The organism is Marinobacterium marisflavi, from assembly GCF_982447095.1.
Map to the genome: position 1 here is coordinate 478,654 of NZ_OZ457898.1, position 22,618 is coordinate 501,271.

24 protein-coding genes are annotated in these 22,618 nt (G+C 52.6%); 17 read left to right on the forward strand and 7 right to left on the reverse strand.

Features of this window, described 5'->3' with window-relative positions; translation table 11 throughout:
• The first annotated feature begins 44 nt into the window (after positions 1-44).
• The 7 genes from AC1WNR_RS02220 to purU all read left to right on the forward strand — a co-directional run bounded on the left by AC1WNR_RS02220 (position 45) and on the right by purU (position 7,369).
• On the forward strand, positions 45-866 hold the full coding sequence (locus tag AC1WNR_RS02220) for a TIM barrel protein (RefSeq protein ID WP_481642913.1): 822 nt from the start codon (positions 45-47) through the stop codon (positions 864-866).
• Positions 867-958: 92 nt separating this feature from the next.
• Positions 959-1,912: a substrate-binding domain-containing protein gene (locus AC1WNR_RS02225; protein WP_481642914.1), complete on the forward strand. Its 954-nt coding sequence runs from the start codon at positions 959-961 to the stop codon at positions 1,910-1,912.
• Between the two features lie 78 nt (positions 1,913-1,990).
• Positions 1,991-3,067 carry an ABC transporter permease gene (locus tag AC1WNR_RS02230; RefSeq protein ID WP_481642915.1) on the forward strand — a complete coding sequence of 359 codons (1,077 nt, stop codon included), beginning with the start codon at positions 1,991-1,993 and terminating at the stop codon, positions 3,065-3,067.
• Positions 3,068-3,078: 11 nt separating this feature from the next.
• Positions 3,079-3,849, forward strand: coding sequence for an ATP-binding cassette domain-containing protein (locus AC1WNR_RS02235; protein WP_481642916.1), 771 nt, complete (start codon positions 3,079-3,081; stop codon positions 3,847-3,849).
• Between the two features lie 301 nt (positions 3,850-4,150).
• Positions 4,151-5,155, forward strand: coding sequence for an inositol 2-dehydrogenase (gene iolG / locus AC1WNR_RS02240; protein ID WP_481642917.1), 1,005 nt, complete (start codon positions 4,151-4,153; stop codon positions 5,153-5,155).
• 71 nt (positions 5,156-5,226) lie between these two features.
• Positions 5,227-6,462, forward strand: a complete 1,236-nt coding sequence (locus AC1WNR_RS02245; protein ID WP_481642918.1) for an NAD(P)/FAD-dependent oxidoreductase — start codon at positions 5,227-5,229, stop codon at positions 6,460-6,462.
• A gap of 37 nt (positions 6,463-6,499) precedes the next feature.
• Entirely contained in the window at positions 6,500-7,369 is an 870-nt protein-coding gene (gene purU, locus AC1WNR_RS02250) for a formyltetrahydrofolate deformylase (RefSeq protein WP_481642919.1), read from the forward strand.
• A gap of 164 nt (positions 7,370-7,533) precedes the next feature.
• Here purU and AC1WNR_RS02255 read toward each other — a convergent pair whose 3' ends face one another.
• Entirely contained in the window at positions 7,534-7,989 is a 456-nt protein-coding gene (locus tag AC1WNR_RS02255; protein ID WP_481642920.1) for an Lrp/AsnC family transcriptional regulator, read from the reverse strand.
• Between the two features lie 149 nt (positions 7,990-8,138).
• Between AC1WNR_RS02255 and AC1WNR_RS02260 the strand changes: the two genes are divergently transcribed.
• The 5 genes from AC1WNR_RS02260 (at position 8,139) to AC1WNR_RS02280 (ending at position 11,659) form a co-directional block, all read left to right on the forward strand.
• Complete coding sequence (locus AC1WNR_RS02260; RefSeq protein WP_481642921.1) at positions 8,139-8,642, forward strand: thiamine pyrophosphate-binding protein; 504 nt, start codon at positions 8,139-8,141, stop codon at positions 8,640-8,642.
• A 45-nt stretch (positions 8,643-8,687) separates the two neighbouring features.
• Complete coding sequence (locus AC1WNR_RS02265; protein WP_481642922.1) at positions 8,688-9,767, forward strand: thiamine pyrophosphate-binding protein; 1,080 nt, start codon at positions 8,688-8,690, stop codon at positions 9,765-9,767.
• 197 nt (positions 9,768-9,964) lie between these two features.
• Complete coding sequence (locus AC1WNR_RS02270; RefSeq protein WP_481642923.1) at positions 9,965-10,114, forward strand: hypothetical protein; 150 nt, start codon at positions 9,965-9,967, stop codon at positions 10,112-10,114.
• Positions 10,115-10,269: 155 nt separating this feature from the next.
• The gene (locus AC1WNR_RS02275) at positions 10,270-10,581 is read left to right on the forward strand and encodes a MocE family 2Fe-2S type ferredoxin (protein ID WP_481642924.1); all 312 of its coding nucleotides are present in this window, start codon (positions 10,270-10,272) and stop codon (positions 10,579-10,581) included.
• 151 nt (positions 10,582-10,732) lie between these two features.
• Complete coding sequence (locus AC1WNR_RS02280) at positions 10,733-11,659, forward strand: glutathione S-transferase family protein (RefSeq protein WP_481642925.1); 927 nt, start codon at positions 10,733-10,735, stop codon at positions 11,657-11,659.
• Here AC1WNR_RS02280 and AC1WNR_RS02285 read toward each other — a convergent pair.
• Positions 11,652-12,482 carry a class II aldolase/adducin family protein gene (locus AC1WNR_RS02285; protein WP_481642926.1) on the reverse strand — a complete coding sequence of 277 codons (831 nt, stop codon included), beginning with the start codon at positions 12,480-12,482 and terminating at the stop codon, positions 11,652-11,654. The genes AC1WNR_RS02280 and AC1WNR_RS02285 overlap by 8 nt on opposite strands.
• 111 nt (positions 12,483-12,593) lie before the next feature.
• Between AC1WNR_RS02285 and AC1WNR_RS02290 the strand changes: the two genes are divergently transcribed.
• A complete protein-coding gene (locus tag AC1WNR_RS02290) occupies positions 12,594-13,478 on the forward strand; it encodes a LysR substrate-binding domain-containing protein (protein WP_481642927.1) in 885 nt (294 codons plus the stop codon).
• A gap of 202 nt (positions 13,479-13,680) precedes the next feature.
• On the opposite strand, the gene AC1WNR_RS02295 is transcribed toward AC1WNR_RS02290, so the two are convergent.
• The 4 genes from AC1WNR_RS02295 to hemC are packed head-to-tail and all read right to left on the reverse strand — an operon-like array spanning position 13,681 to position 17,835.
• Positions 13,681-14,931, reverse strand: a complete 1,251-nt coding sequence (locus AC1WNR_RS02295; protein WP_481642928.1) for a heme biosynthesis HemY N-terminal domain-containing protein — start codon at positions 14,929-14,931, stop codon at positions 13,681-13,683.
• Positions 14,928-16,124 carry a uroporphyrinogen-III C-methyltransferase gene (locus tag AC1WNR_RS02300; RefSeq protein WP_481642929.1) on the reverse strand — a complete coding sequence of 399 codons (1,197 nt, stop codon included), beginning with the start codon at positions 16,122-16,124 and terminating at the stop codon, positions 14,928-14,930. Before AC1WNR_RS02300 ends, AC1WNR_RS02295 begins: the two co-directional genes overlap by 4 nt.
• A 24-nt stretch (positions 16,125-16,148) precedes the next feature.
• The gene (locus tag AC1WNR_RS02305; RefSeq protein ID WP_481642930.1) at positions 16,149-16,877 is read right to left on the reverse strand and encodes a uroporphyrinogen-III synthase; all 729 of its coding nucleotides are present in this window, start codon (positions 16,875-16,877) and stop codon (positions 16,149-16,151) included.
• Between the two features lie 25 nt (positions 16,878-16,902).
• Positions 16,903-17,835, reverse strand: a complete 933-nt coding sequence (hemC, locus tag AC1WNR_RS02310) for a hydroxymethylbilane synthase (RefSeq protein WP_481642931.1) — start codon at positions 17,833-17,835, stop codon at positions 16,903-16,905.
• Between the two features lie 173 nt (positions 17,836-18,008).
• Between hemC and argH the strand changes: the two genes are divergently transcribed.
• Together argH and AC1WNR_RS02320 are read left to right on the forward strand one after the other, a co-directional pair.
• Positions 18,009-19,403 carry an argininosuccinate lyase gene (gene argH / locus AC1WNR_RS02315; protein WP_481642932.1) on the forward strand — a complete coding sequence of 465 codons (1,395 nt, stop codon included), beginning with the start codon at positions 18,009-18,011 and terminating at the stop codon, positions 19,401-19,403.
• Positions 19,404-19,442: 39 nt separating this feature from the next.
• A complete protein-coding gene (locus AC1WNR_RS02320; RefSeq protein ID WP_481642933.1) occupies positions 19,443-19,907 on the forward strand; it encodes a DMT family transporter in 465 nt (154 codons plus the stop codon).
• A 30-nt stretch (positions 19,908-19,937) separates the two neighbouring features.
• Here AC1WNR_RS02320 and AC1WNR_RS02325 read toward each other — a convergent pair whose 3' ends face one another.
• Positions 19,938-20,837 carry a homocysteine S-methyltransferase family protein gene (locus AC1WNR_RS02325; RefSeq protein ID WP_481642934.1) on the reverse strand — a complete coding sequence of 300 codons (900 nt, stop codon included), beginning with the start codon at positions 20,835-20,837 and terminating at the stop codon, positions 19,938-19,940.
• 205 nt (positions 20,838-21,042) lie between these two features.
• On the opposite strand from AC1WNR_RS02325, the gene AC1WNR_RS02330 reads away from it, so the two are divergent.
• A complete protein-coding gene (locus AC1WNR_RS02330; protein WP_481642935.1) occupies positions 21,043-22,296 on the forward strand; it encodes a sarcosine oxidase subunit beta family protein in 1,254 nt (417 codons plus the stop codon).
• A gap of 13 nt (positions 22,297-22,309) precedes the next feature.
• Complete coding sequence (locus tag AC1WNR_RS02335; RefSeq protein ID WP_481642936.1) at positions 22,310-22,609, forward strand: sarcosine oxidase subunit delta; 300 nt, start codon at positions 22,310-22,312, stop codon at positions 22,607-22,609.
• Positions 22,610-22,618: the final 9 nt, after the last annotated feature.

Below are 22,618 nucleotides of genomic sequence, written 5' to 3' on the forward strand. Positions count from 1 at the left end.
TGATTGTTATTCTCGCCAGATGATAATCGTAGAGTAGAGAGTGAATGCTACCAAAAGCACTTAACCATATGACCAGCCCGAATATGCGGTATGACGATTTTATGCGTATGGCGAAGCAGTTGGGGTGCGTCGGTATTCATTATCGAAACGATTTGATTAAACCGTTGTTTGACGGCGATTCGCCAGAGCAGGTACGCCAGTTGGCTGCGAGTCTGCAGATGCAGATTACCGGTTTGGCGCAGTTGGAACGTTTCAATGAGTGGAATGCAGAACGCGCTGAACAGGCTGCAGAGCTGATCGCCACCGCCGGTGCCATTGGTGCGGCCGGCATTGGTTTGATTCCAGTCAATGATGGTAGCGGGACGGCCGATGGAGAGCGCCAAGAAAATCTTAGGGCTGCACTAGCAGAGCTGAAACCGCTGCTACAGGCTGGTGGTATCAAAGGCTTTATCGAACCGCTTGGGTTTGCGCAGTGTTCGTTGCGCCACAAAGCCGAAGCGGTTGCTGCGATTGAGGCAGTAGAGGGGCAAGGTACCTTTATGCTAGTACACGATACCTTCCACCACTACATTGCAAATGGCTGCGCTACCGGCGCACCAATCTTTCCTGAATACATTGGCATTATCGAAATCTCTGGTGTTATAGATCCAAGCCTAGGGCCTCTGGATATGCAGGATGAACATAGAATTTTGGTTGACGTGCGTGACCGTATTGGTAATGTTGATCAGATTCGAGAGTTACAAGAGGCGGGTTACACAGGACCAGTCTCGTTGGAGCCCTTCTCGCCAGAGGTGCACGGGTTAGATAACCCTGCTGAGGCGATCGCTCAATCATTCGATTTCATTGCAAGTGAGTTAGCTGCCTAGCGCAGTCAACTCAGCGTGAAAATTGTCCCTTCGGGGATATCTGGTTCAACAACAATAATCGGTGTGCCAGACACCAACAGGAGACGAAAAAAATGAAAAAATCAATTCTTGCTGCAAGTCTAGCGGCTGCCGTTCTTACTCAGGCTCCAGCTGCTTCTGCGCTAACTATTGGTTATGCAACTCACCACTTTGACGACAAGTTCTCTACTATCCTGCGTAACGGTTCACAGGCATACGCTGAGTCTCTCGGTCATGAGATGATCCAGGTTGATGCGCAGCTCGATGTTGGTCGTCAGCTCGACCAGGTTCGTAACTTCATCGCAAACGGTGTTGATGCGCTGATTATCCAGTCAGTTGACTCAACAGCTGCAGGTCCAATGTCTAAGATGGCTGCAGAAGCTGGCGTACCTACAGTATTCGTTAACCGTAAGCCAACTCCACTCGAGTCAATGGCTGAAGGTCAGGCATATGTAGCATCTAACGAAGTTGAATCAGGTACTTACCAGACTTACCAGATGTGTCTGCAGTTGCGTGCTGAAGGTAAGAGCGGTGGTGCACGTGGTTACCTGTTGGTAGGTGACCTGGCGTCTGAAGCAGCGGTTCAGCGTACGATTGATGCTGAGCAGGTTGTACAGCTCGACATGTGTAACTTCATGGAGATCATTGGTAAAGAGACTGCGATGTGGCAGCGTAACGAAGCGCAGGATTTGATGACCAACTGGTTGTCTACCGGCGAAGATTTCGACTTCGTTATTGCTAACAACGATGAAATGGCACTGGGTGCTATTCAGGCGATGAAAGCAGCTGGCATCAGCATGGATGATGTCGTTGTTGGTGGCGTAGACGCGACTGATGATGCCCTGGCAGCAATGCGCGGTGGTGATCTGGACGTGACTGTCTTCCAGAACGCTAAGGCGCAGGGTGAAGGTGCGATCGACGCAGTTCTGAAACTGATTAACGGTGAAAGTGTTCCTCGCGAGTACTACGTTCCTTTCGAACTGATCACTCCTGAGATCCTGAAGACTCACCCAGAACTTAGCAAGTAAGTTCGACTCCTGGCAGAGCTCCGTTTTGGAGCTCTGCTCTTATGTTTGGTAATTGTTTTATTTCCCGGAGTAGTTCCAATGTCTAGTTCTACACATGGCCTGGGTGGGTTGAAGTACGACCCCAAGAAACGCCATCGTCCGCCCGAGTTGAACGTTTTCATAGCGCTGATTGCAATCGTAGCGCTGTTTGAAGTTCTTGGTCGCACCATTATTGGAGACAGTTTCCTGTTCAACACGCGTGACAAAGTCGATACTTTGTTCAACGAACAGCGTCTCAAAATTATTATTTTGCAGGTTTCGATTATCGGTATCATCGCGTTGGGCGTGACACAGGTAATTATCTCTGGCGGTATTGATCTCAGCTCCGGATCGATCGTCGGCGGTGTGGCAATGATCACAACCGCATTTGCGCAGAGTGCGCTGAATGAATATGGCATGGAGAACGTTAAGCCTATTCTAGGTGCTGAATGGCTCGATCTGCCCATTATTGTGCCATTGGCTGTCGGGCTCAGTGTCGGATTGTTGGCCGGTGTCGTAAACGGTCTTCTAATTGCGAAGTTCAAGATCCCGCCGTTCATTGTTACCCTCGGCATGATGCTGTTTATGCGCGGTGTCGCGACCTTTGTTACCAAAGGCCGTCCAATCTCTTTCCTACAGGAAGACTATGTTGCGATTGGCACAGGTATGAACCCGGTCTTTATATTCCTGGGCCTAGCGATCGTCATGCACCTGCTGCTTAAGTACACCAAGTACGGCAAGCACACCTACGCTATCGGTTCCAACGAGCAAGCGGCGCTGATGTCAGGTATCAATGTTGATCGCCTTAAAGTTCTGATTTACGCGATCGCGGGTGTTCTTTCCGCGTTAGCCGCAATCGTTATGAGTTCTAAAGCGCTGACAGGTCAGGCCGGCATGGGTTTGATGTATGAGCTCGATGCTATCGCAATGGCTGTTATCGGCGGCACCTCGCTGGCAGGCGGGCGCGGTTCTATTCTGGGCACCTGTCTTGGCGCGCTGATTTTTGGCGTTATCATCTCCGGTTTTACATTTATGCGCCTCGATGCCTTCTACCAAGAGATGGCCAAAGGGACGATTATTGTCGCCGCGGTAATCCTTGATCAGTGGCGTGCGCAGAAACAAGCGGCTAGAGCATAGGAGGTGTGGCGATGAGTGAAATTATTCTAAAGACAGAAGGCCTCACCAAACACTATGGTGGTGTACACGCTCTTGAAGGGGCTGATTTTGAGATCCGCAAAGGCGAGCACGTTGCCATCATGGGTGACAACGGTGCGGGAAAATCGACCTTCGTGCGTCAGATTACAGGTGTAGAACAACGCACCTCGGGTAAAATCTGGTTTGACGGTTCCGACGTTGAGTTCGCAGGCCCGCTAGAGGCGCGTGAAGCCGGCATAGAGACCGTGTTCCAGAACCTCGCGTTGGCAGATGCCTTGAACGTTCCGGATAACCTCTTTCTCGGACGTGAAATCTTCAAGTTCAAGTTGGGTCCCTTCTCGATCTTGGACTACAAAGCAATGCGCGAAGCGACCATGGCCTCGTTGGAGAAGACCGGAGTAAAGATCCCGAACGTCAATAACTCCATCAGCAATATGTCCGGCGGTCAGCGCCAGTGTGTGGCGATCGCTCGTACAGCGACCTTCCACTCAAAACTGACCATCATGGATGAACCAACAGCGGCTCTGGGTGTTCAGGAGACGGCACAGGTTGAGAACATCATCCGCACGTTGAAAGAGGCGGGTGAACCGCTGATCCTGATCAGCCACAACATGCGTCAGGTGTTTGACTTGGTGGATCGCATCGTGGTGTTCCGTCGTGGCCGTATCGTTGCCAATCTTCGTAAAGAGGAGACTTCGGGCGAGGATGTGGTTGCTTACATAACGGGCGCGAAAACCGCTCCGGAGTATGCAGAGAACGCTTAAAGCTAGCTGGTTTGATCAGCTTTGATAGACGCCCTCCTCGGAGGGCGTTTTTTTCGCCTCATCTCCCCACGGTCGATACGCCTCCCTCAGAGGCTACATATGACGACCCGTGGGAGGCTTATTCGCACAGCGAATGAGGCGAAAATCGGTCGTCACACGGCGATGAAATTTATCCTTTGGAATATTCATTCCAAAGTTATTGATAGTTGAAAAATAGATTGCTAGAGTCGCCTAATTAGTAAAAATGGGCGTCTGTTCCATGTATATCGGCTCAGAGTTTAGCCATTCCAGGAGAAATAAAATGACAGTTCGTATTGGTATTTTGGGCGCTGGCCGTATCGGTAAAGCCCACGCTGCTGCTATCAGCGCTACCGCTGGTGCAGAGTTTGTTGCTGTTGCAGAGCCGTTTGCAGATGCTGCGCAGGCGATGGCTGATCAGTATGGTTGTGATATCCGCACAATCGATGAGATTGCCGCATCAGATGATATCGACGGCGTAATTATCTGTACCCCAACTGACACCCATGCAGATCTGATCGAACAGTTCTGTAAGGTGGGTAAAGCGGTATTCTGCGAGAAGCCGGTTGACCTGAGCATTAAGCGCGTACAGGACTGTCTGAAAGTGGTAGAAGAGACCAAAGGGACGCTGATGGTCGGCTTTAACCGCCGTTTCGACCCAGACTTCACCGGTGTTAAAGATGCGATTGATGACGGCACTATCGGTAAGGTTGAGATGGTGACTATCACCAGCCGTGATCCAGGCGCACCACCAATCGAGTACATCAAGCGTTCAGGCGGTATCTTCCGCGACATGACTATCCATGACTTTGACATGGCTCGCTGGTTGCTGGGTGAGGAGGTTGCTGAAGTACAGGCGACTGGTTCAGTGCTTGTGGATGAAGAGATCGGTAAAGCGGGTGACTACGACTCAGTTAACGTGCTGATGAAGACTGCGTCGGGCCGCCAGGCTGTTATCACTAACACCCGTCGTGCCACTTACGGTTACGATCAGCGTATTGAAGTGCTGGGCTCTGAGGGTATGGCGCAGGCTGATAACCACCATGAGAACACTGTGCAGATCGCAACGGCTGATGGCTACAAGCGTCGTCCATTGATGAATTTCTTCATGGAACGCTACATGCCAGCTTACCAGGCTGAAATTCGCGCCTTCGTTGCTGCAGTTGAGCAGGGTGTAACGCCGCCAACGACTGGCGAAGATGGCCTGATGGCACTGGTATTGGCTGAAGCGGCTGTACGTTCGGCAGCTGAAGGCCGCATGGTTAAAGTAGCTGAAGTACTTGGCTAAACCCTCCTCTGGATCCGTTGCTCAGAGTAGCGGATCCAGAATTGCACTGTTTTACCTCTACCGAGAGAGCGATGTCTAAATCAATCATTATTATCGGTGCCAGCCTTGCTGGTGTAAGTTGTGCTCAGCGTCTGCTGGCCAGTGATCAGGATCTGCATATCAGTCTGATCAGTGACGAAGCCGATGTGGCCTATGATCGTCCTCCTCTATCTAAAGGGTTGAAGATTGGCGAGCCGGTACCGGTGGTTGATTTGGATCCAACCAAGCAGCTCGACTCTGATCGGTTGACCTTATTTGCCGGTCAGCCGGCTCAGTCTATTGATGCTGCGGGTAAAACCGTTGAGGTGAATGGCGTGAAGCTGCCGTTCGATAAACTGGTTATCGCAACCGGTGCTCGTGCGCGCATGATTCCTGCCTATGACCTACCTGGAACACCGATCAAGACGCTGCGCACCAAAGCTGACGCAGATGAGATCAAAGCGTTGGTTGAGAAACACGCCAATCCACGTGTGGGTATTGTTGGCGGTGGTTTCATCGGTCTTGAGCTTGCGTCTGCACTATCCGAAGGTGCGACGGTTGATCTGTTTGAGGCGCAGGAGCGCCTGCTAAGCCGGGTGCTACCGCCGGAGATTAGCTCGCGCGTTGAGCAGCGTCATAAGGATGCTGGTGTGAACCTGCATATGGGAGCTCACATCGCCGATGTGAATGCGAGCTCTGATTCCGTCTTCCTTGAGCTCAATGATGGCGAAAAATTTGAATTTGATCTGCTAGTTCTCGGTGTAGGTGCGGTACCTAATATCGAACTGGCTGATGAGGCGGGTCTTGAGCTTGCTAATGGTATTGCCGTTAACGAGCACCTCGAAACCAGCGTTGCAGATATCTATGCAGTAGGCGACTGCTGTTCCTTCCCGTTGGCGCTCAATGGTGAGCGTGTGCGTGTAGAGTCTTGGCGTAATGCCCAAGAACAGGGGTACCACGTAGCCGATCAGATCCTAAGCGGCGAGAAAGCAAAGTTTGAAGGGCTTCCTTGGTTCTGGTCAGATCAGTATGATCTCGTTCTGCAGATGGCTGGCTGGGGTCACCCAGAGTCCAAGCGCGCTGTGCGTGAATCAGGCGACAACCTGTTAGTATTCGAGTTGGATATGGACCACCGCGTCATTGCTGTAGCAGGTATCGGACCGGGTAACTCGGTCGCTAAGGATGTGAAACTCTGTGAGCGCCTGATCAATAAACGCGCGCAGATTGAGCCTGAGCAGTTGGCCGATGCGTCAGTAAATATGAAAGTGCTGCTGAAAGCCGCCGGCTAATCAGCATCAATAAAGTTAACCCAACGGAAATTCTATTATGAGTAATGCGAACGCCTATATCCTAAAAGTTGAATGCCCAGGCCAGACCGGTCTCGTTGCAGCTATTTCTGGATTTCTGGCTGATCGAGGTTGCTTTATTACCGAGATGAAGCAGTTTGACGATAGGAACTCCGGCCGTTTTTTCTGTCGCATTGAATTTACCAATGAGTCGGTCCAGAACTTGAACGAACTGAGCGTTGAATTCGACACTGAAGTTGCCGATGGACTCAATATGGTGGCTCATTTTGCGAAAGTTTCAGCACCGATGAAGACACTGATTCTGGTCTCGCAGCACGATCACTGTCTGATGGAGCTGCTCTACCGTCAGAAGCGCGGTGAGCTCAACATCGAAGTTACCGGTATTCTATCGAACCACCCTGATCTAGAGCCTATCGCCAAGTTTTACGGCTTGGATTTTGAGCTGTTGCCAAAGCTGGAAACTCAGTTGGAAACCAAAGCGGCGCGTGAAAAACGCATCATGCAGGCGTTTAAAGAGACAGGTTCAGAGTTGGTGGTGCTGGCGCGTTACATGCAGATCCTTTCACCTGAGCTCTGTTCTGCGCTGGCTGGTCAATGTATCAATATTCACCACTCCTTCCTGCCAGGCTTTAAGGGCGCGCGCCCTTACTACCAGGCGTTTGACCGCGGCGTTAAGCAGATTGGTGCTACCGCTCACTATGTCACTTCCGATCTTGATGAGGGTCCAATTATCGAACAGGAAGTAGGCCGCGTCGATCACAGTTTTGAACCGGACGACCTGCGCGATATGGGCCGTAATATGGAGAACCTCGCGCTCTCTAAAGCAGTTAAAGCGCACTCTGAGCACCGTGTGTTTGTGAACGGTCTGAAGACCGTCGTACTCGCTTAATTATTGTCGCGAACGTACGCTGCGCCCAGATCGCTCCTTTATAGAACTCTGACGTAGGAGCGATGTGCGGCGAAGCCGCATTTCGCGACCTATTAACAGTACTGACGCAACGCTCTGTCGCGAGCATACGTTTCCCGTAGATCGCGCCTACCTGCTAATTGGTCTTAAAAGCCCAGGCCCCTGCGTTTGATATCGCGTAAAACTACGTTGGTTTGCACACTCTCAACAACCCCCAGCTTAAATAGAAAGCGCTCAAGGAAGTCGTTATAGGCTTTGATATCTTCGCAGATAACGTGCAGGTTGTAGTCCTCTTTCCCGGTCGTGGCGAAGCAGCCTGTCACTAGGTCAGATTCGGCCATTGCTCGCTCAAACTTTTCACCGCTTTGCGGATCATGACGGATAAGCGTCACCATAACGATCGCGCGAAAATGCAGACCGATCTTCTCCTCATCCAGCAGCACGCCGTAGCGGTTGATGATGCCCTGCTCCTCAAAGGCTTTGATGCGCCGCCAGCAGGCCGAACTCGACATCCCAACCTGCTCGGCTATCTCAGCGTTTGGCATTCGACTGTCGCTCGCCAGTAGCTTCAGTATCTTTCTATCTCGTGAAGTTAGCTGCATATGAATAAATATTTCGACTGTTTGTTTTATCTTGGTAAATATAACCGATTTATAGCATTTTATGGGTTGATATAGGGAATAATTACCATAGTTTTTGACTAAGATGAAACTAGTTTTCGAATCGATGCTTCAGGATGTGACTAGCGACCATGAGTGTCTCCCCAACCTTTGTTTATCAATCCATTGCTCAATCTATTGTTGACCACGATATAACGACACTCTTTGGTCTTATGGGCGACGCCAACCTCTTTATGGTCGATCACTATGTGCGTCATTGTGGCGGCGAGTTCGTACCTGTGGCGATTGAGGGAAGCTCTGTGCTGATGGCGCTAGCGTACTCTAAGACCTCGGGTAAAGTGGGTGTAGCGACTATTACCCATGGCCCTGCACTGACGAACTGTATAACCGCGTTGGTTGAGGGTGCACGTGCTCATATGCCGATGGTGCTGCTGTGTGGCGATACCCCTGCAGCAGACACTCAGAATCTACAGAATATTGATCAGCGTGAAATTATTAAGACTACCGGCGCGGGTTTTGTGCAGATCCGCTCCCCCGAGACGGCTGCGCAGGATGTGGCGAACGCGTTTTACCGCGCGCGGGCAGAGAAACGTCCAGTCGTAGTGAATATGCCAGCGGATTACATGTGGCACTAAGTTAAACATGAACCGATCAGGTACCCAGTTTTTAATGCACCCTCGATGGTTCCCGAGGGGGATGACTTCGATAACGCGATCGGGATTATCGCCTCAGCTCGTCGCCCAATTATCTTGGCCGGTGGTGGAGCGGTGAAAGCTAAAGAGGCGATCGTGCAACTGGCGAATCGCCTGGAGGCACCTTTGGGGACAACGTTAAAAGCCAAAGGACTGTTTAATGACCATCCGTTCAATATGGATATCTTTGGAACCCTAAGTACGCCTCAGGCCTATGATCTTATTGCGCAGTCAGACTGTATCATCTGCTTTGGCACAAGCTTGCACCCATTTACGACCGATCGCGGCAAACTGGTGAAGGGCAAGCGCGTGGTGCAGATCAATAACGAAGTGACCGAGATCAGTAAGAATTTTCATCCATCGGTGGCGCTCGCGGCGGATGCGCAGCTTACAGCCGAGAACATTATTCACTGGTTGGATGAGGCTAAAATACCCTCAAGCCAGTTTACCCAAGAGCTGGAACCCTTCTCCCTCAATAAGCACCCGGCAGCAGTAAGTAAATCGACCCAAGAGGGCTGCATAAACTATGTCAGTGCGCTGGAAAAATTGGAGCAAGCTCTGCCTAAAAACCGTGTTTTAACGACCGACGGCGGCCGCTTTATGACGGAAGTCTGGTGCCGCATGTCAGTGCCAGATCCATTGAGTTTTCTAGTCACTGCGCACTTCGGCTCTATCGGTTTGGGTGTGCAGGTGGGGTTGGGAGCGAGCTTGGCGGTTACCGATCGACCAGTCGTGGTATTCAGTGGCGATGGCGGCTTTATGATGGGCGGTATTAACGAGTTCAATACGGCTGTGCGTCTGAATCGTGACCTGATTCTGATTATCTGTAACGATTCGGCTTACGGTGCGGAGCATATCCAGTTCGTCGATCGTCATATGGATCCCGGGCTGTCGCAGTTCAACTGGCCATCTTTCGCCGCTGTCGGTACCGCGTTGGGCGGAGAGGGTATAGAGGTCTCCACCGAAGCCGATCTTGATCGGGCAATCGCCGCGATTGAAAACCGCACCAAACCTCTATTGATTGAGTTGAAACTAGATCCTAACGACGTGCCGAGGATGCGAGTCTAGTCGCACGGATGCCGGCCTGACGATAAAAATCTAAAAAACGCCGTCGCGCTGAGCTCAGTCTGAGTGAGTTTTAATGTCGTTAGACTAAAGGCTAAGTTTTTCTCATCTATTGGCTGAAATTTGATCAGTAACTCTTTCGGAATGGGTTCTATATACTTCGCGCCATTATTTAGACCAAAGTTGTAGGAGTCACCCAAATGACTAAACTTAAGCGCACTGTAAAAGATCTTCTAAAATCACGCTTCTCGAGCAATCGTATGTCGGCTGCTGAGCGTTACCTCTCATCAGCTCAGTCTCTGGAAGAGGTAGAGCGTCGTCAGCGTGAACTGATGCGTCGGGGTCTCTAATAAAGACACCGAATACAAAGAAAAGCACCTTCGGGTGCTTTTTTTGTGTCTTTACTCGAAGGCAAAAAATACTTTGATATCCTAGCGTCCGTGATACTCTCTGCCCGTTAGCCGCTGTACGGCACTTTAACTAAACCAATACTTGGAGAATCCCGATGGCTGAGTGGATTGATGCTTGCGCAACGGACGACATTGATAACGAAGATCTGATCCGTTTCGATCACGGCGATCGCACCTTCGCTATCTACCGTAGTCCAGAAGATGAGTTCTTCTGCACCGATGGTATGTGTACACACGAGAAGATTCACCTGGCTGACGGCCTGGTAATGGATGAGACGATCGAATGCCCTAAGCACAACGGCATGTTCGATTACAAAACTGGTGAAGCGCTACAGTCACCTGTGTGCGTCAACCTGAAAACCTACCCAACCAAGGTTGAAGGTGATCGCGTCTTTATTGAGATCTAAATGTTGAGATCTCTCCTGAGTTATTAGAAAAGCACCTTCGGGTGCTTTTTTTGTGCTTGAATGAACCGTTGTGCTGTGGCACTTGTATACTCCTAAACTGAGTACCTACTCTGGCACTCTACTTTCATACTCAGCCCTCAGGAGGCTATCTGTGTCTGATCTGATCCTGCACCACTACTGGCCATCGCCCTTTGCTCACAAAATACGTTTAGCCTTGGCGCTCAACGAGTTGAGCTGGCGATCAGTTGAAATCCCGCGTGTTCCGCCTAAGCCGCTACTGATGCCTCTGACTGCTGGATACCGCCGCACGCCAGTGCTGCAGATCGGTGCGGATATTTACTGTGATACGGCGAATATCGTACGAGAAATAGCCGCACGCTCGAGTGCCGATCAGTTACTGCCAGAAGCGCAGCGCGCCAAGATACTCGCCTTCGGTGATTGGACTGATACCTCGCTATTCAACCTTGCGGCTCGCGTGGTAATCACCTCGGCCTTGGGCAGTGCGCCAGAGGAGTTTGTCAAAGACCGTGGAGGACTCTACTTCGGTCCCAACTGGACGCCGGACGGCCTGCAGGAGCAACTTCCCGCTGTGATTCTGCAACTATCCGCCCATCTAAACACTGTTGAGTCGGCGCTTGAGGGTAGCCAGGGTATGTTTACCGACGGTCTCTCGTATGCTGATCTCAGTATCGCCTACCTTGCGTGGTTTATCCGCGGGCGCTGGGACCTAGGGCCAGACTTTATTAATCAGTATCCCAAGATTAAGCGCATTCTTGAGCAGACAGAGGAGCGTTTGAGTGATCGTTACACCGATTTAACGGGCGAGCAGGCTATAGAGATCGCCGCGGCTGCGCAATCCAGCGCACCCTTGGGCGTATCATGCCCGGTGGGTGTTGAATACGCAGTGGGAGCTCAGGTATCGATTAAGCCTCAGGGCGAAACCTCAGACCCGGCTATTACCGGCCGTCTGAGGTTCCTCGATAGCGCTCGAGTATCCATAGATCACCGCGATGAAGTCGCAGGTGACCTCGTGGTTCACCTGCCGGTTTCGGGGTACCGAATTACTGCGGCTAGCTAAACATGTCGGGCTGGGTCGCAACTAGCTGCTCCCAGATCGGTTGAAAGTGCAGCCAGCCTATGTATTCACTGCCGACGTGCTCGCGGCTGTAGCGAGCACGATCGTCAGGCACAATGATGGGTTCCTGACCGGTCGCTTCAACGAGTAGTTGCTGTTGGCACACTCGCTCGAGCGCTATGAACCAGAATGCAGCAGCCTCGATACTGTGACGGCTCGCGGTGAAGAGGCCGTGGTTCTGGTGGATTGCTGCCTTCACGCCTCTAAACGCCTCGGCAACCCTGTTGCCGGCTTTTTTCTCCACGGCAACCTGGCCCGCCTCATCAAGAATAACCACATGATCCTCAAAGAAAGCGCAGGCGTCCTGGCTGATCATCTGCAGCGGTTTGCCTAGGGATGCGAATGCAGTGCCGTAGACTGTATGGGCATGACACATCGCCAAAATATCGGGGTGCTCATCGTGGATTGCTGCATGCAACACGAATCCTGCGCGGTTGATCGCATGATAACCCTCTAATACCTGGCCTTCGTGGTCGGCCAGAATCAGGTTGGACATCTTAACCCCGCTAAACGGAACCGCCATTGGGTTGGTCCAATAGAGATGTGGATGCTCGGGGTCGCGGATAGTGAGGTGGCCAGCAAAACCGTAGTCTAGGTTGTGCAGCGCAAACGCCCTACAGGCGGCTACAAGTCGCTCTTTGCGGTGGTAACGCTCCTGTTCATAGCTATCAAACACCGGCTGCTCAGGGAAGATTAGCCCCTCTTGTTCTGGCTGATAGATTGACTCTCGACCGCTCTTTTTGAGTTGCTCGTTGATAGCATTCATGACCCTCTCCAATACGGATAATTTGAGGAGAGTATCGGCTCTGAGTTACTTGACTGACAAACGATGAATCGGCAACTATTCATTAATTTTGCTAATGAATTGTGAAGATAGATGAAAAGACTGCCAAAGTTATCACTGCTGCGAGCCTTTGAGGCGGCCGCGCGCTTGCGAAGCTTCACGCTGGCTGCGCAGGAGCTTAATCTGACGCAGTCTGCCATTAGTCATCAGATAAAGGAGCTTGAAGAGCACTTTGAACGCCCGCTGTTTGTGCGCAAGAATCGCACGGTTGAGCCGACGCTAGAGGGGCTGAGGTTTCAAAAGAGCCTGCAGCGTGTTTTCGGCGCACTGGAGGCGGCCTGTGACGAGTTGAGTCTCACACCCAGTGCTCAGGTATTGAATCTCTATTGCGCGCCGAGCTTTGCAGCGAAGTGGTTAGGGCCTCGGTTGCCGGAGTTCTTTGAGGCTTATCCTGATATCAATATACGACTTAGCACCGGGGCTGAGCCTATCGATCTGAATCGTGTGCGTGAGATCGATCTGATGATTGGTTATGTCAATCTGCTGCAAGTGCCGGGGGTCGAGACAATTTCTCTGGGGGCTGAGCGGACGGTTCCGTACTGTTCGCCAGAGCTATTACACTCGGGTGAATCGGCCATTGACGCGTTGAGCCGTCTGCATCTTATTGAGTCGCAACTCAGCCCTCTGGGTTGGTCTCGCTGGTTCGATGAGCAAGGTTTGCAGATTCCGAAGCGCCCAAGAACCTCTTTCGATCGTGCGGCACTGGCAATCGCCGCAGCAGTTGATGGCATGGGGGTCGTCCTTGAGAGTGAACGTTTGGCGCAACGTGAATTGGCGCGTGGCGAATTGGTGGAGCTGGGTGTCGATGAGTTGAAACCGCACTATATCGAGACTCATTTCTTACAGATCAGAAGCTTGGATAGCCGGCAGTCAAAGGTCGTTGCGTTCAAAGACTGGCTGTTAGAGCAGTGTGGATAAGGGTTAAGGTGAGCAAGAAAGTATCGTTTAGTGTAAACTGCGTACACTCGTATGTGATATGAGCATTTTGATTTTCAGCCCTAACTTGTTAGGGCTTTTTTCTTTGTGGTGTGCCGGATTAGGTAGGTCGCCTCTTGAGGCGACGTTCAGTCATCTTGCCCGTTTTGGTCGGCTTGAAAGCCGACTTGCGGTGGGCTTTCGTTTATACCAAGGATTTACGGGTTTCGCGATCGGCGGCCGAGGGCGCTGGCAGATTGAGCGGCCGGTTGTAGCCTCGCAGCAGCGCTGCCGCCTTCTCGGGTTCGCCGAGGTTTAGATGCAGGTCACTGAGCTCAAGCAGGGTCTGAGCATGCGGTTCTAGCTCTAAGCTGCGATTGTAGTGCTGAATGGCTGCACCCCAAAGCTGTGCGCGTTGCGACAGACGTCCCAAGCAGAGCTCAAGCGCAGCATTGTTGGGCTGCTGCTTGAGCCAAGCTTTGGCGGTCTTCAGTTGTGCCGTAGCATCAGCGCCTTTAAGCTCTGAGTAACGCAGTAGCAGCTCTTCATTCCAGCTTTTCGATAGCCAGCCGCCAAGTAGTTGTTCAACTTCCTTGGATTCGCCACTGTTTAGTAACTGCTGCACATAGTGCAGACGTACCTTTGAGTCCTGCTGAGTCTCAAAGCTGAAGGCATTCCAGCGCTTCTTCAGCTCAGTTGATCGCTGTTCGGCTGGCAGTGAGCTGTAGGTCTCGACGGTTTGATCGAGCAGTGCGATACCCGCCTGGCGGCGATAACTCTGAGCAGTCTGATCATCGATAGCGCCGGCTTTCTTAAGGTCAGCAATCATGGGGTACAGGGTCTTCCAGTCGTGCTGGTTTGCCAGTAGGCGAGCTTGAATTGCTTGAGCCTGTGAGTTGCTCGGCTGTTGCTGCAGTAACTGTTCAGACAGTGCTTGAGCTTTACCCTCATGCCCCAGTCGTAGATCGATTTCAGCGCGGCGCAGTTGAATGGCACTGCTCGCTTCGGGCGCTGCTTTGAGTGCATCATCTAATATCCGGCTAGCCTCTTTCTCATCACCACTGCGAGCTGCCATCTCAGCCGCTTCCAGATAATAAATGGTTGGTGTGTGGCTAGTGCGAGCCGCTTGTAGCAATAGCCTGCGGGCGCGCCACCAATCGCCGTCGGCGCGGGCCATGATGCCTAGGTGGGCTTTAGCCTCTGCTTTACGTTCAGTGCGAGCCTGATTCCACTCTTTGATGCTTGAGATAGGGGAGCGGATATGAGTAACTAGATTGAGTGCTAGATGCAGCAGAGCAAAGAGCAAAATCAGGGCGATAACCAGAACCCATATGCTGGTCTCGATGCTGGTCTGTTTGTACGCCAGCAGCACATAACCCGTATCCTCTACCATTGCCTGTCCGAGCCAGGCGCCCGCTACCAGTAATACAACCAGCAGAACGATAAAGCGTCTCATCGCGCAGCCTCCGCGCCCAGGCGGGTGAGGTCAGCCATGTGTTGCTGTAGCTTATCGAGCGAGCCATTGATATTGGGCATCTTTGGAGCGACTTGCAGCCTGTTGAGCTGTTCGAGCGCTTGGCTCAGTGCCTGTGTCGCGCTGTTGGCTGCGTCGAAGTATCGACCGATTAGCTCAATCGAACGATTGAGGCTGGTTTCGTAAATGACCTGTTGCTGGCGCAGTAAAGCTAATTGAGCCTGTTCTAACAGGAGCTGCAGATTCTGACGCAGGTAGTGGCCTTGCTCCGGTGAGAGTAGGGGTTCAACGGCGCGATCATGCTGCTGAATGACGACCAGGCTCTCGAGGCTAGACATGGCCCTTGCGAAAGCGCTCTGAATATCCTGCTGCAGTGTTTCGTCGACTGCGTCGGGCGTTATCTCTTTGAGCATGTCGGGTAGTTGGCGCTGCTGTTCCAAAGAGAGGGTCGGCAGTTCGCGACTCTGCTCGATGAGTGCGGCCAGGCGCAGATAGGTGCCCTCCACGTCGAGCTTTGGTACCGCTTCGAGCTTGGCAATATCTTGGGCTAGCGCTTGGCGCAAGCTGTAGAGGCTGACATCGTCGAGGTCAGCGAGCACTTTGTCCGCACTGCGCAGCAGGGTTAGTGCGCCCTCTGGACGCTGCTCCATTAGCACACGCTGGTTCGCAAGTCGAAGAAGGTACTGGGCTTCAGCTAGACGCCAGTCAGCTTCGCTGGTGGAGCGGCCAGCCTCAACCTGCTTAATCGCGTCGCTTAGGCGCGTCTGGGTGCGCTCGAGCAGCAAGTTCTGTGCTTCGCGTTCGTCGTCTAGGCGTGCTAACTCATCTTCCAACTTATTTACCTGATTGCGCAGCGCAGAGTTTTTGCTGGCGATCTCGTCGGCCAATTGAGTGCTGGCAGCGGTCTGCTTTTCACGCAGTGCTTGCAGCTCAAGATAGCTCCAATATCCCAGAGCGGGTACCGCAAGGAGGGCGATCAGGGCAAGCACAACCGCGGTTTTACCTGAATTGGCAGGTTGCTCTGCAACTACGTCAGACGTTGCTGATGCAGGAGTATTCTCTTGCGCGTCTGTTGTCTTCTGCTGCGGCTCTGTGTCTACCGTTAGCTGCTCATCGGGCAGAGTCGGTTCACTGACGTGTTGGTTTTGATCTTCAGGCTTCTTCGCATCACTCATGATGTGCGATCCCTATGTCGGAAATTAACTAAATCGTTGCGCCACGGCCGCGAGCATCGCTTCGTCACTAGCACCGGTTGCGGTAATTACGTCGGTATAGCCGAGTTGTACTGCTTGCAGTGCAACGCGCTCACTCGGTACCACCAGGGGCATATCTGCTGCCAAACTTAGCTGGTGGAAGGCGATCAATGTTTCGCCACTGGTCAGCAATGCTGCATCTACACTTTGGTTAAATCTCGCGGCTAACTCCGCTTCAGTATAGCTGCATCCCCTGCGTTGGTAGACCTCAATGCAGTCGACTTGGCCACCACGAGCTTCGAGTGTCTGCTGCAGCAGTTCACGCCCGCCTGCACCTTTTATCAGCAGTATGCGTTGCTCCGTTAATTCCTGCAATTGAGGCGAAGCAAGAAGGGCCTCCGAATCTACCCCGGGGTTAACTGAAGCTTGTATACCAAACGCGGCGAGCTGGTCGGCTGTACCTTGCCCGATCGCCAGCCAGTCAACGCCGATTGGCAGTTGCGGCCAGTACTGATCGATCAGGTCTGCGCCAATGCTTGCAGCGTTGCGGCTGATAAAGATTACTTTGCTGTAAAGATCCAGATTCAGAATAGCGCTGCGAACTGCACCTGCTTCAGCCGATTCGATATCGATCGGCTCGATCTTCAGCAGGGGAAGCGATACCGGTTCAAAGCCGGCTGCTTGCAGCCGTGAGATAACACCCTGCTGCAGGTGAGCAGGGCGTGTGACGAGCACTCTTGCTCGAGCCGATTTAGCGGCCTCAGCCACGTTCAGCGTAGACCTCGGCGAGAATGGTATCGGCTCCAGCCGCTAGCAGGCGGTCAGCCAACTGGATGCCCAGCGCTTCAGCCTCTGCTGCAGGGCCGCGGATCTCATCGCGTAGTACCTTGGTTCCGTCCGGACGACCCACGAGGCCGCGCAACCAGACCTGGTCACCTTCAAGTTCTGCATAACAGCCAATGGGTACCTGACAGCCACCCTCTAAGCGACGATTTAACGCACGTTCAGCCAGAACCCGTGTTGCTGTTGGTGCATGGTTTAGCGGAGCCAGCAACGCAAGGGTGGCTTCGTCATCCATGCGGCACTCGATACCGACCGCACCCTGACCTCCGGCTGGCAGGCTATCCTCTGCCGGTATACGGTAGCGAATGCGCTCTTCTAGCTCGAGGCGAATTAGACCGGCCGAAGCGAGAATGATGGCGTCGTAATCACCGCCATCCAGTTTGCCGAGGCGCGTCTGCACATTTCCGCGCAGGCTCTTAATTACTAGATCAGGGCGGCGTTCACGCAGTTGAACCTCACGGCGCAGCGATGAAGTGCCAACGATTGCACCGGCAGGGAGCTGGTCGAGATGTTCGTAGGTGTTGCTGACAAACGCATCAGTTGGGTTTTCGCGCTCACAGATCACGGCTAGGCCCAGCCCCTCTGGAAACTCCATCGGTACATCTTTCATGGAATGCACGGCGATATCGGCACGACCCTCAAGCATGGCACTCTCGAGCTCTTTCACGAAGAGTCCTTTACCGCCGATCTTGGCGAGTGGGGTGTCCAGGATCTTGTCGCCCTTGGTTACCATGGTAACCAGTTCAACATTGAGATCACTGTGCAACGACTCGAGTCGTGCTTTTACATATTCAGCTTGCCAGAGAGCCAGCAGAGACTGGCGCGTAGCGATGCGAAGTGTGCGAGACATGCAGGCTCCAAAATGGATAAGTCGTTAGATCTGATTTCAATCCGCCGCATTGTAACAGACCTTTGCGCTGAGTGCGGTGCTCTGAGGTTCTACTATAGGGGCAGCGCGGATGCTATAATCGCGCCGCTTTTGGCAGCAGTCGATGAAATTTAAGTTTGAATTCTGAGGTAGAGATGAGCAGCACAACCAATCAACAGTGGGGTGGACGTTTTAGCGAGGCGACAGATGAATTTGTTGCACGATTCACCGCTTCAGTCGATTTTGATCAGCGTCTCTACCGTCAAGATATCCAAGGCTCGATTGCGCACGCCAAAATGCTGACCAAGGTCGGTGTACTGACGGCTGACGAGTGTGAGGCAATTATTCAGGGCCTTGGTGAAATTCAGTCGGACATCGAAAGCGGTCAGTTTGAGTGGTCGGTTGCCCTTGAAGATGTGCATATGAACATCGAAGCAGCTCTAACCAAGAAGATCGGTATCACCGGTAAGAAACTGCACACAGGCCGTTCGCGTAACGACCAGGTCGCGACTGACATCCGTCTCTACATGCGCGACGAAGTCGACTTTATTTTGACTGAGATTACGCGCTTGCAGCAGGGGCTGCTAGATCTCTCTGAGCGCAACGCTGATACCATCATGCCAGGCTTTACCCACCTTCAGACTGCTCAGCCAGTCACATTTGGGCACCATCTGCTGGCGTGGTTTGAGATGCTTTCGCGTGATTACGAGCGTTTCGCTGACTGTCGTAAGCGTATTAATATCATGCCACTCGGCGCTGCTGCGCTGGCGGGCACCACCTATCCGATTGATCGTGCATACACAGCTGAACTGCTGAACTTTACAGCACCGGCAAATAACTCACTCGATGCGGTATCCGATCGTGATTTTGGTATCGAGTTCTGCGCTGCATCCTCACTACTGCTGATGCACTTGACCCGTATGTCGGAAGAGCTGGTCCTGTGGACCTCATCACAGTTCAACTTTATCAATCTTCCAGATCGCTTCTGCACCGGCTCGTCGATCATGCCGCAGAAGAAGAACCCGGATGTACCTGAGCTCGTGCGTGGTAAGTCGGGCCGTGTCTATGGCCATCTGATGTCACTACTGACGCTAATGAAGTCTCAGCCGCTGGCGTATAACAAGGACAATCAAGAAGACAAAGAGCCTCTGTTTGATACGGTTGATACCGTGCGCGGCTGTCTGCGTGCTTTTGCCGACATGGTTCCAGCGATCGAGGCGCGTAAAGAGGAGATGCGTGAAGCGGCGCGTCGCGGTTTCTCTACTGCGACCGACTTGGCTGACTACCTGGTGCGCGCCGGTGTGGCATTCCGTGATGCTCATGAAATTGTTGGACTGTCGGTTGCTTATGGCATCAAAACTAACAAAGACCTCTCCGATATGACGCTCGAAGAGCTGCAGCAGTTCTCTGATCAGATTCAGGAAGATGTGTTTGAGGTTCTGACGCTAGAGGGCTCTGTTAGCGCGCGTAACCACATTGGCGGTACTGCACCTGACCAGGTACGCGCCGCTGTTGCCCGCGGTCGTGAGCTGCTTGGCGGTCGCGCTTAATTAGCCGCACTGCGGTTGCTAACTAAGAGAATCAGAACGATGAACAGTCCTTATGTCTACGCTGCCGTCATGTTGCTGGCCGGAATCGGCATTCCAACCATGGCAACACTCAACGGTGGTTTAGGCGGAAAGTTGATGAGCTCATCGTTGGCGACCGCAATGGCGCTTGCGCTGGCCTTTACCTCTGTCTCTGTTTACATGCTGGCGACTGAAGGTCTTCCCAGCAAATTGATCGCCGATGATTTGCCCTTCTACTTCTACCTCGGCGGATTCTGTGTCGCCTTCTATGTGATTAGTGTCACTTGGATCGTGCCAAAATTTGGCGTCTCAAATGCGATCGCGTTCGCGCTGCTCGGGCAACTGATAGCGATGAGCGTCATTGACCACTTTGGTCTGCTAGGTGCGCAGCAGTATGCCATCACCACCAAGCGGGTGTTGGGTTTGGTGATTATGGCGGTGGGTATCTATCTGGTGCTCGATAAAACGGCGGCGAGCACGCGCTAGGTGCCGGCTAACGCACTTACTTGAAACTGCCTAGTTTGCTTCGCGCTTTAATCGCCACTGATTAAGTACGCTGATGTGCTCGGGTCCTATACCGCAGCAACCGCCAATGATCCCTGCGCCCAACTGCTGCCACTCTTTGGCAAACTCTACATAGCCCTGGGGCTCAATCTCCCGCATCTCGATCTCTTGGCTGCGCGAGTCCTGAGTACTTTTAATGGGCGTGAACTTATTCGCATAAACACCGAGTTGTAGGTGTGAGCCAACTTGCTGTTGGCGCTGGGTAGCTTCGTGCAGAGCCGCGGCCATAATCTCCGGGATCGAGCAGTTGAACATTAGGCCCGTGGCATTTGTTTGCGACACTGCATCAACGAGCTGCGTAATGCTCTCTCCAGAGCGTAACTTGGGGGGCTGAGAGTCATCATCCAGGGTGAACGAGAAGTAGACAGGTTTATCGGCTTGCTTGAGGACTTCAGCGGTACTCTGGAATTCAGCTAAGGACGACATGGTCTCGGCGAGCCAGAGGTCTACATAAGGTTCTAATGCTGTATAGAGAGCCTGGGTTATTGGTTGTGCAATAGTGCCGTCAAAAAAGTCGGGACGGTAGCTGCCCATTACCGGAGGCAGGGAGCCAGCGACTCTAATTTTGCGCTCCGCTTCGTCTGCAGCCTCCCGAGCGAGTTTGCCGGCCAAGGCTGCCAGTTCGGTTCCACGCTCCCTGAAGAGCTCTTCTCCGAGGTGAAAGGGTACACAGGCATAACTGTTCGTTGTAATGATGTCAGCGCCGGCATTGATGTAGGCGGTGTGTGCTTGTACCACCATCTCAGGGGCTTTGATGAGCGCCTCGGCACTCCACAGTGGCCGGGAAAAGGGGGCACCCATACGGCGTAGCTCGTGACCCATCCCACCATCGAGAATTGTAACTTCAGACATTAAATATCCTCTTTTTTGCGGATTGGAACACGACTCCAAACCGAAAGGAATACCTTTTATTTCGGCATGCTGAAAAGCTTAGGTGGCAAAAATTATTGACGTTCATAGCAAAGTGATCCTCAGCTGTGGGGAGTATCCTCGGTTGCATAAATTGAAGGAGTCTCGGTAGTAAGAGTTATCGGGCGCAAGAGAGGGAGCTGGCAGAATGCAGCACTATTCGGGTTTTGGGCTTCTCAAGCACAGCCTTAGCCATCATGAAAATTGGCAGCGTGCATGGCGTAATCCGACGCCGAAGAAGAAGTACGACGTGATCGTAATTGGTGGTGGTGGCCACGGTCTCGCGACAGCTTACTACCTTGCCAAAGAGTTTGGTGTTACCAATGTTGCCGTTATCGAGAAAGGCTATCTTGGCGGTGGTAATACCGCACGCAACACCACTATCGTGCGCTCAAACTATCTCTGGGATGAGGCTGCCCACCTTTACGAGCATGCAATGAAGCTGTGGGAAGGTCTCTCGCAAGACCTCAACTATAACGTCATGTTCTCACAGCGCGGTGTTCTCAACCTCGGACATACTCTGCAGGATATGCGTGACATACAGCGTCGAGTAAACGCCAACCGCCTGAACGGTATTGATGGCGAAGTGTTGGATGCCAAGCAGGTACAAGAGCTGGTGCCACATATGGATTGTTCGGCCAATACACGATATCCGGTGCTGGGGGCCTCTTGGCAGCCTCGTGCCGGTGTTGCGCGTCATGATGCAGTCGCGTGGGGCTACGCTCGCGGTGCGGATGCTCACGGAGTCGACCTTATTCAACAGACAGCGGTCGTCGATTTGATTATCGAAGATGGTGCCTGTGTTGGTGTTAAAACTGACCGTTATGGAGAGATTCGCGCTGATCGAGTCGGCGCAGTTGTTGCTGGTAACTCGAGTGTGGTCGCCGCGATGGGTGGCTTTGAGCTGCCGCTTGAATCTCACCCGCTACAGGCGCTTGTTTCTGAGCCAATCAAACCGGTGTTGGACACTGTGGTTATGTCCAACCACGTGCACGGCTATGTCAGCCAGTCTGACAAGGGTGACCTGGTAATTGGTGCAGGTATCGATAGCTACAACGGCTATGGCCAGCGCGGCTCCTTCCCGACAATTGAGCACACTCTGCAAGCGATTGTTGAGCTCTTCCCTATCTTCAGCCGCGTCAGAATGAACCGTCAGTGGGGCGGAATCGTGGATACCTGTCCAGATGCCTGTCCAATTCTTAGTGAGACTCCAGTGAAGAATCTGTTCTTCAACTGTGGTTGGGGTACCGGTGGCTTTAAAGCGACGCCGGGATCTGGTCATGTGTTTGCGGCCTCCCTTGCAAAAGGTGAGATGCACCCGCTGGCCAAACCCTTCTCTATGTTCCGTTTTCACAATGGTGCGCTGGTCGACGAACACGGCGCAGCTGGCGTGGCTCACTAACGAGGAATAAGCAATGCTACATATTTACTGTCCTCACTGTTGTGAGTATCGCGAAGAGGAAGAGTTTCACGTTAAAGGTCAGGCACATATCGCCCGTCCGCTAGATCCTGAAGCCTGTTCAGATAAAGAGTGGGGTGAGTATCTCTATTTCCGCAAGAATCCTCGTGGTCTGCATCACGAACTCTGGGTTCATGCTGCCGGTTGTCGCAAGTTCTTCAATGTCACGCGCGACACAGTGAGCTACGAAATTAAAGAGGTCTACATGATCGGTGAGAAGCCATCTGTTGTAGCTCAGTCTGATAGCGCCAAGTAAGGGAGTGGA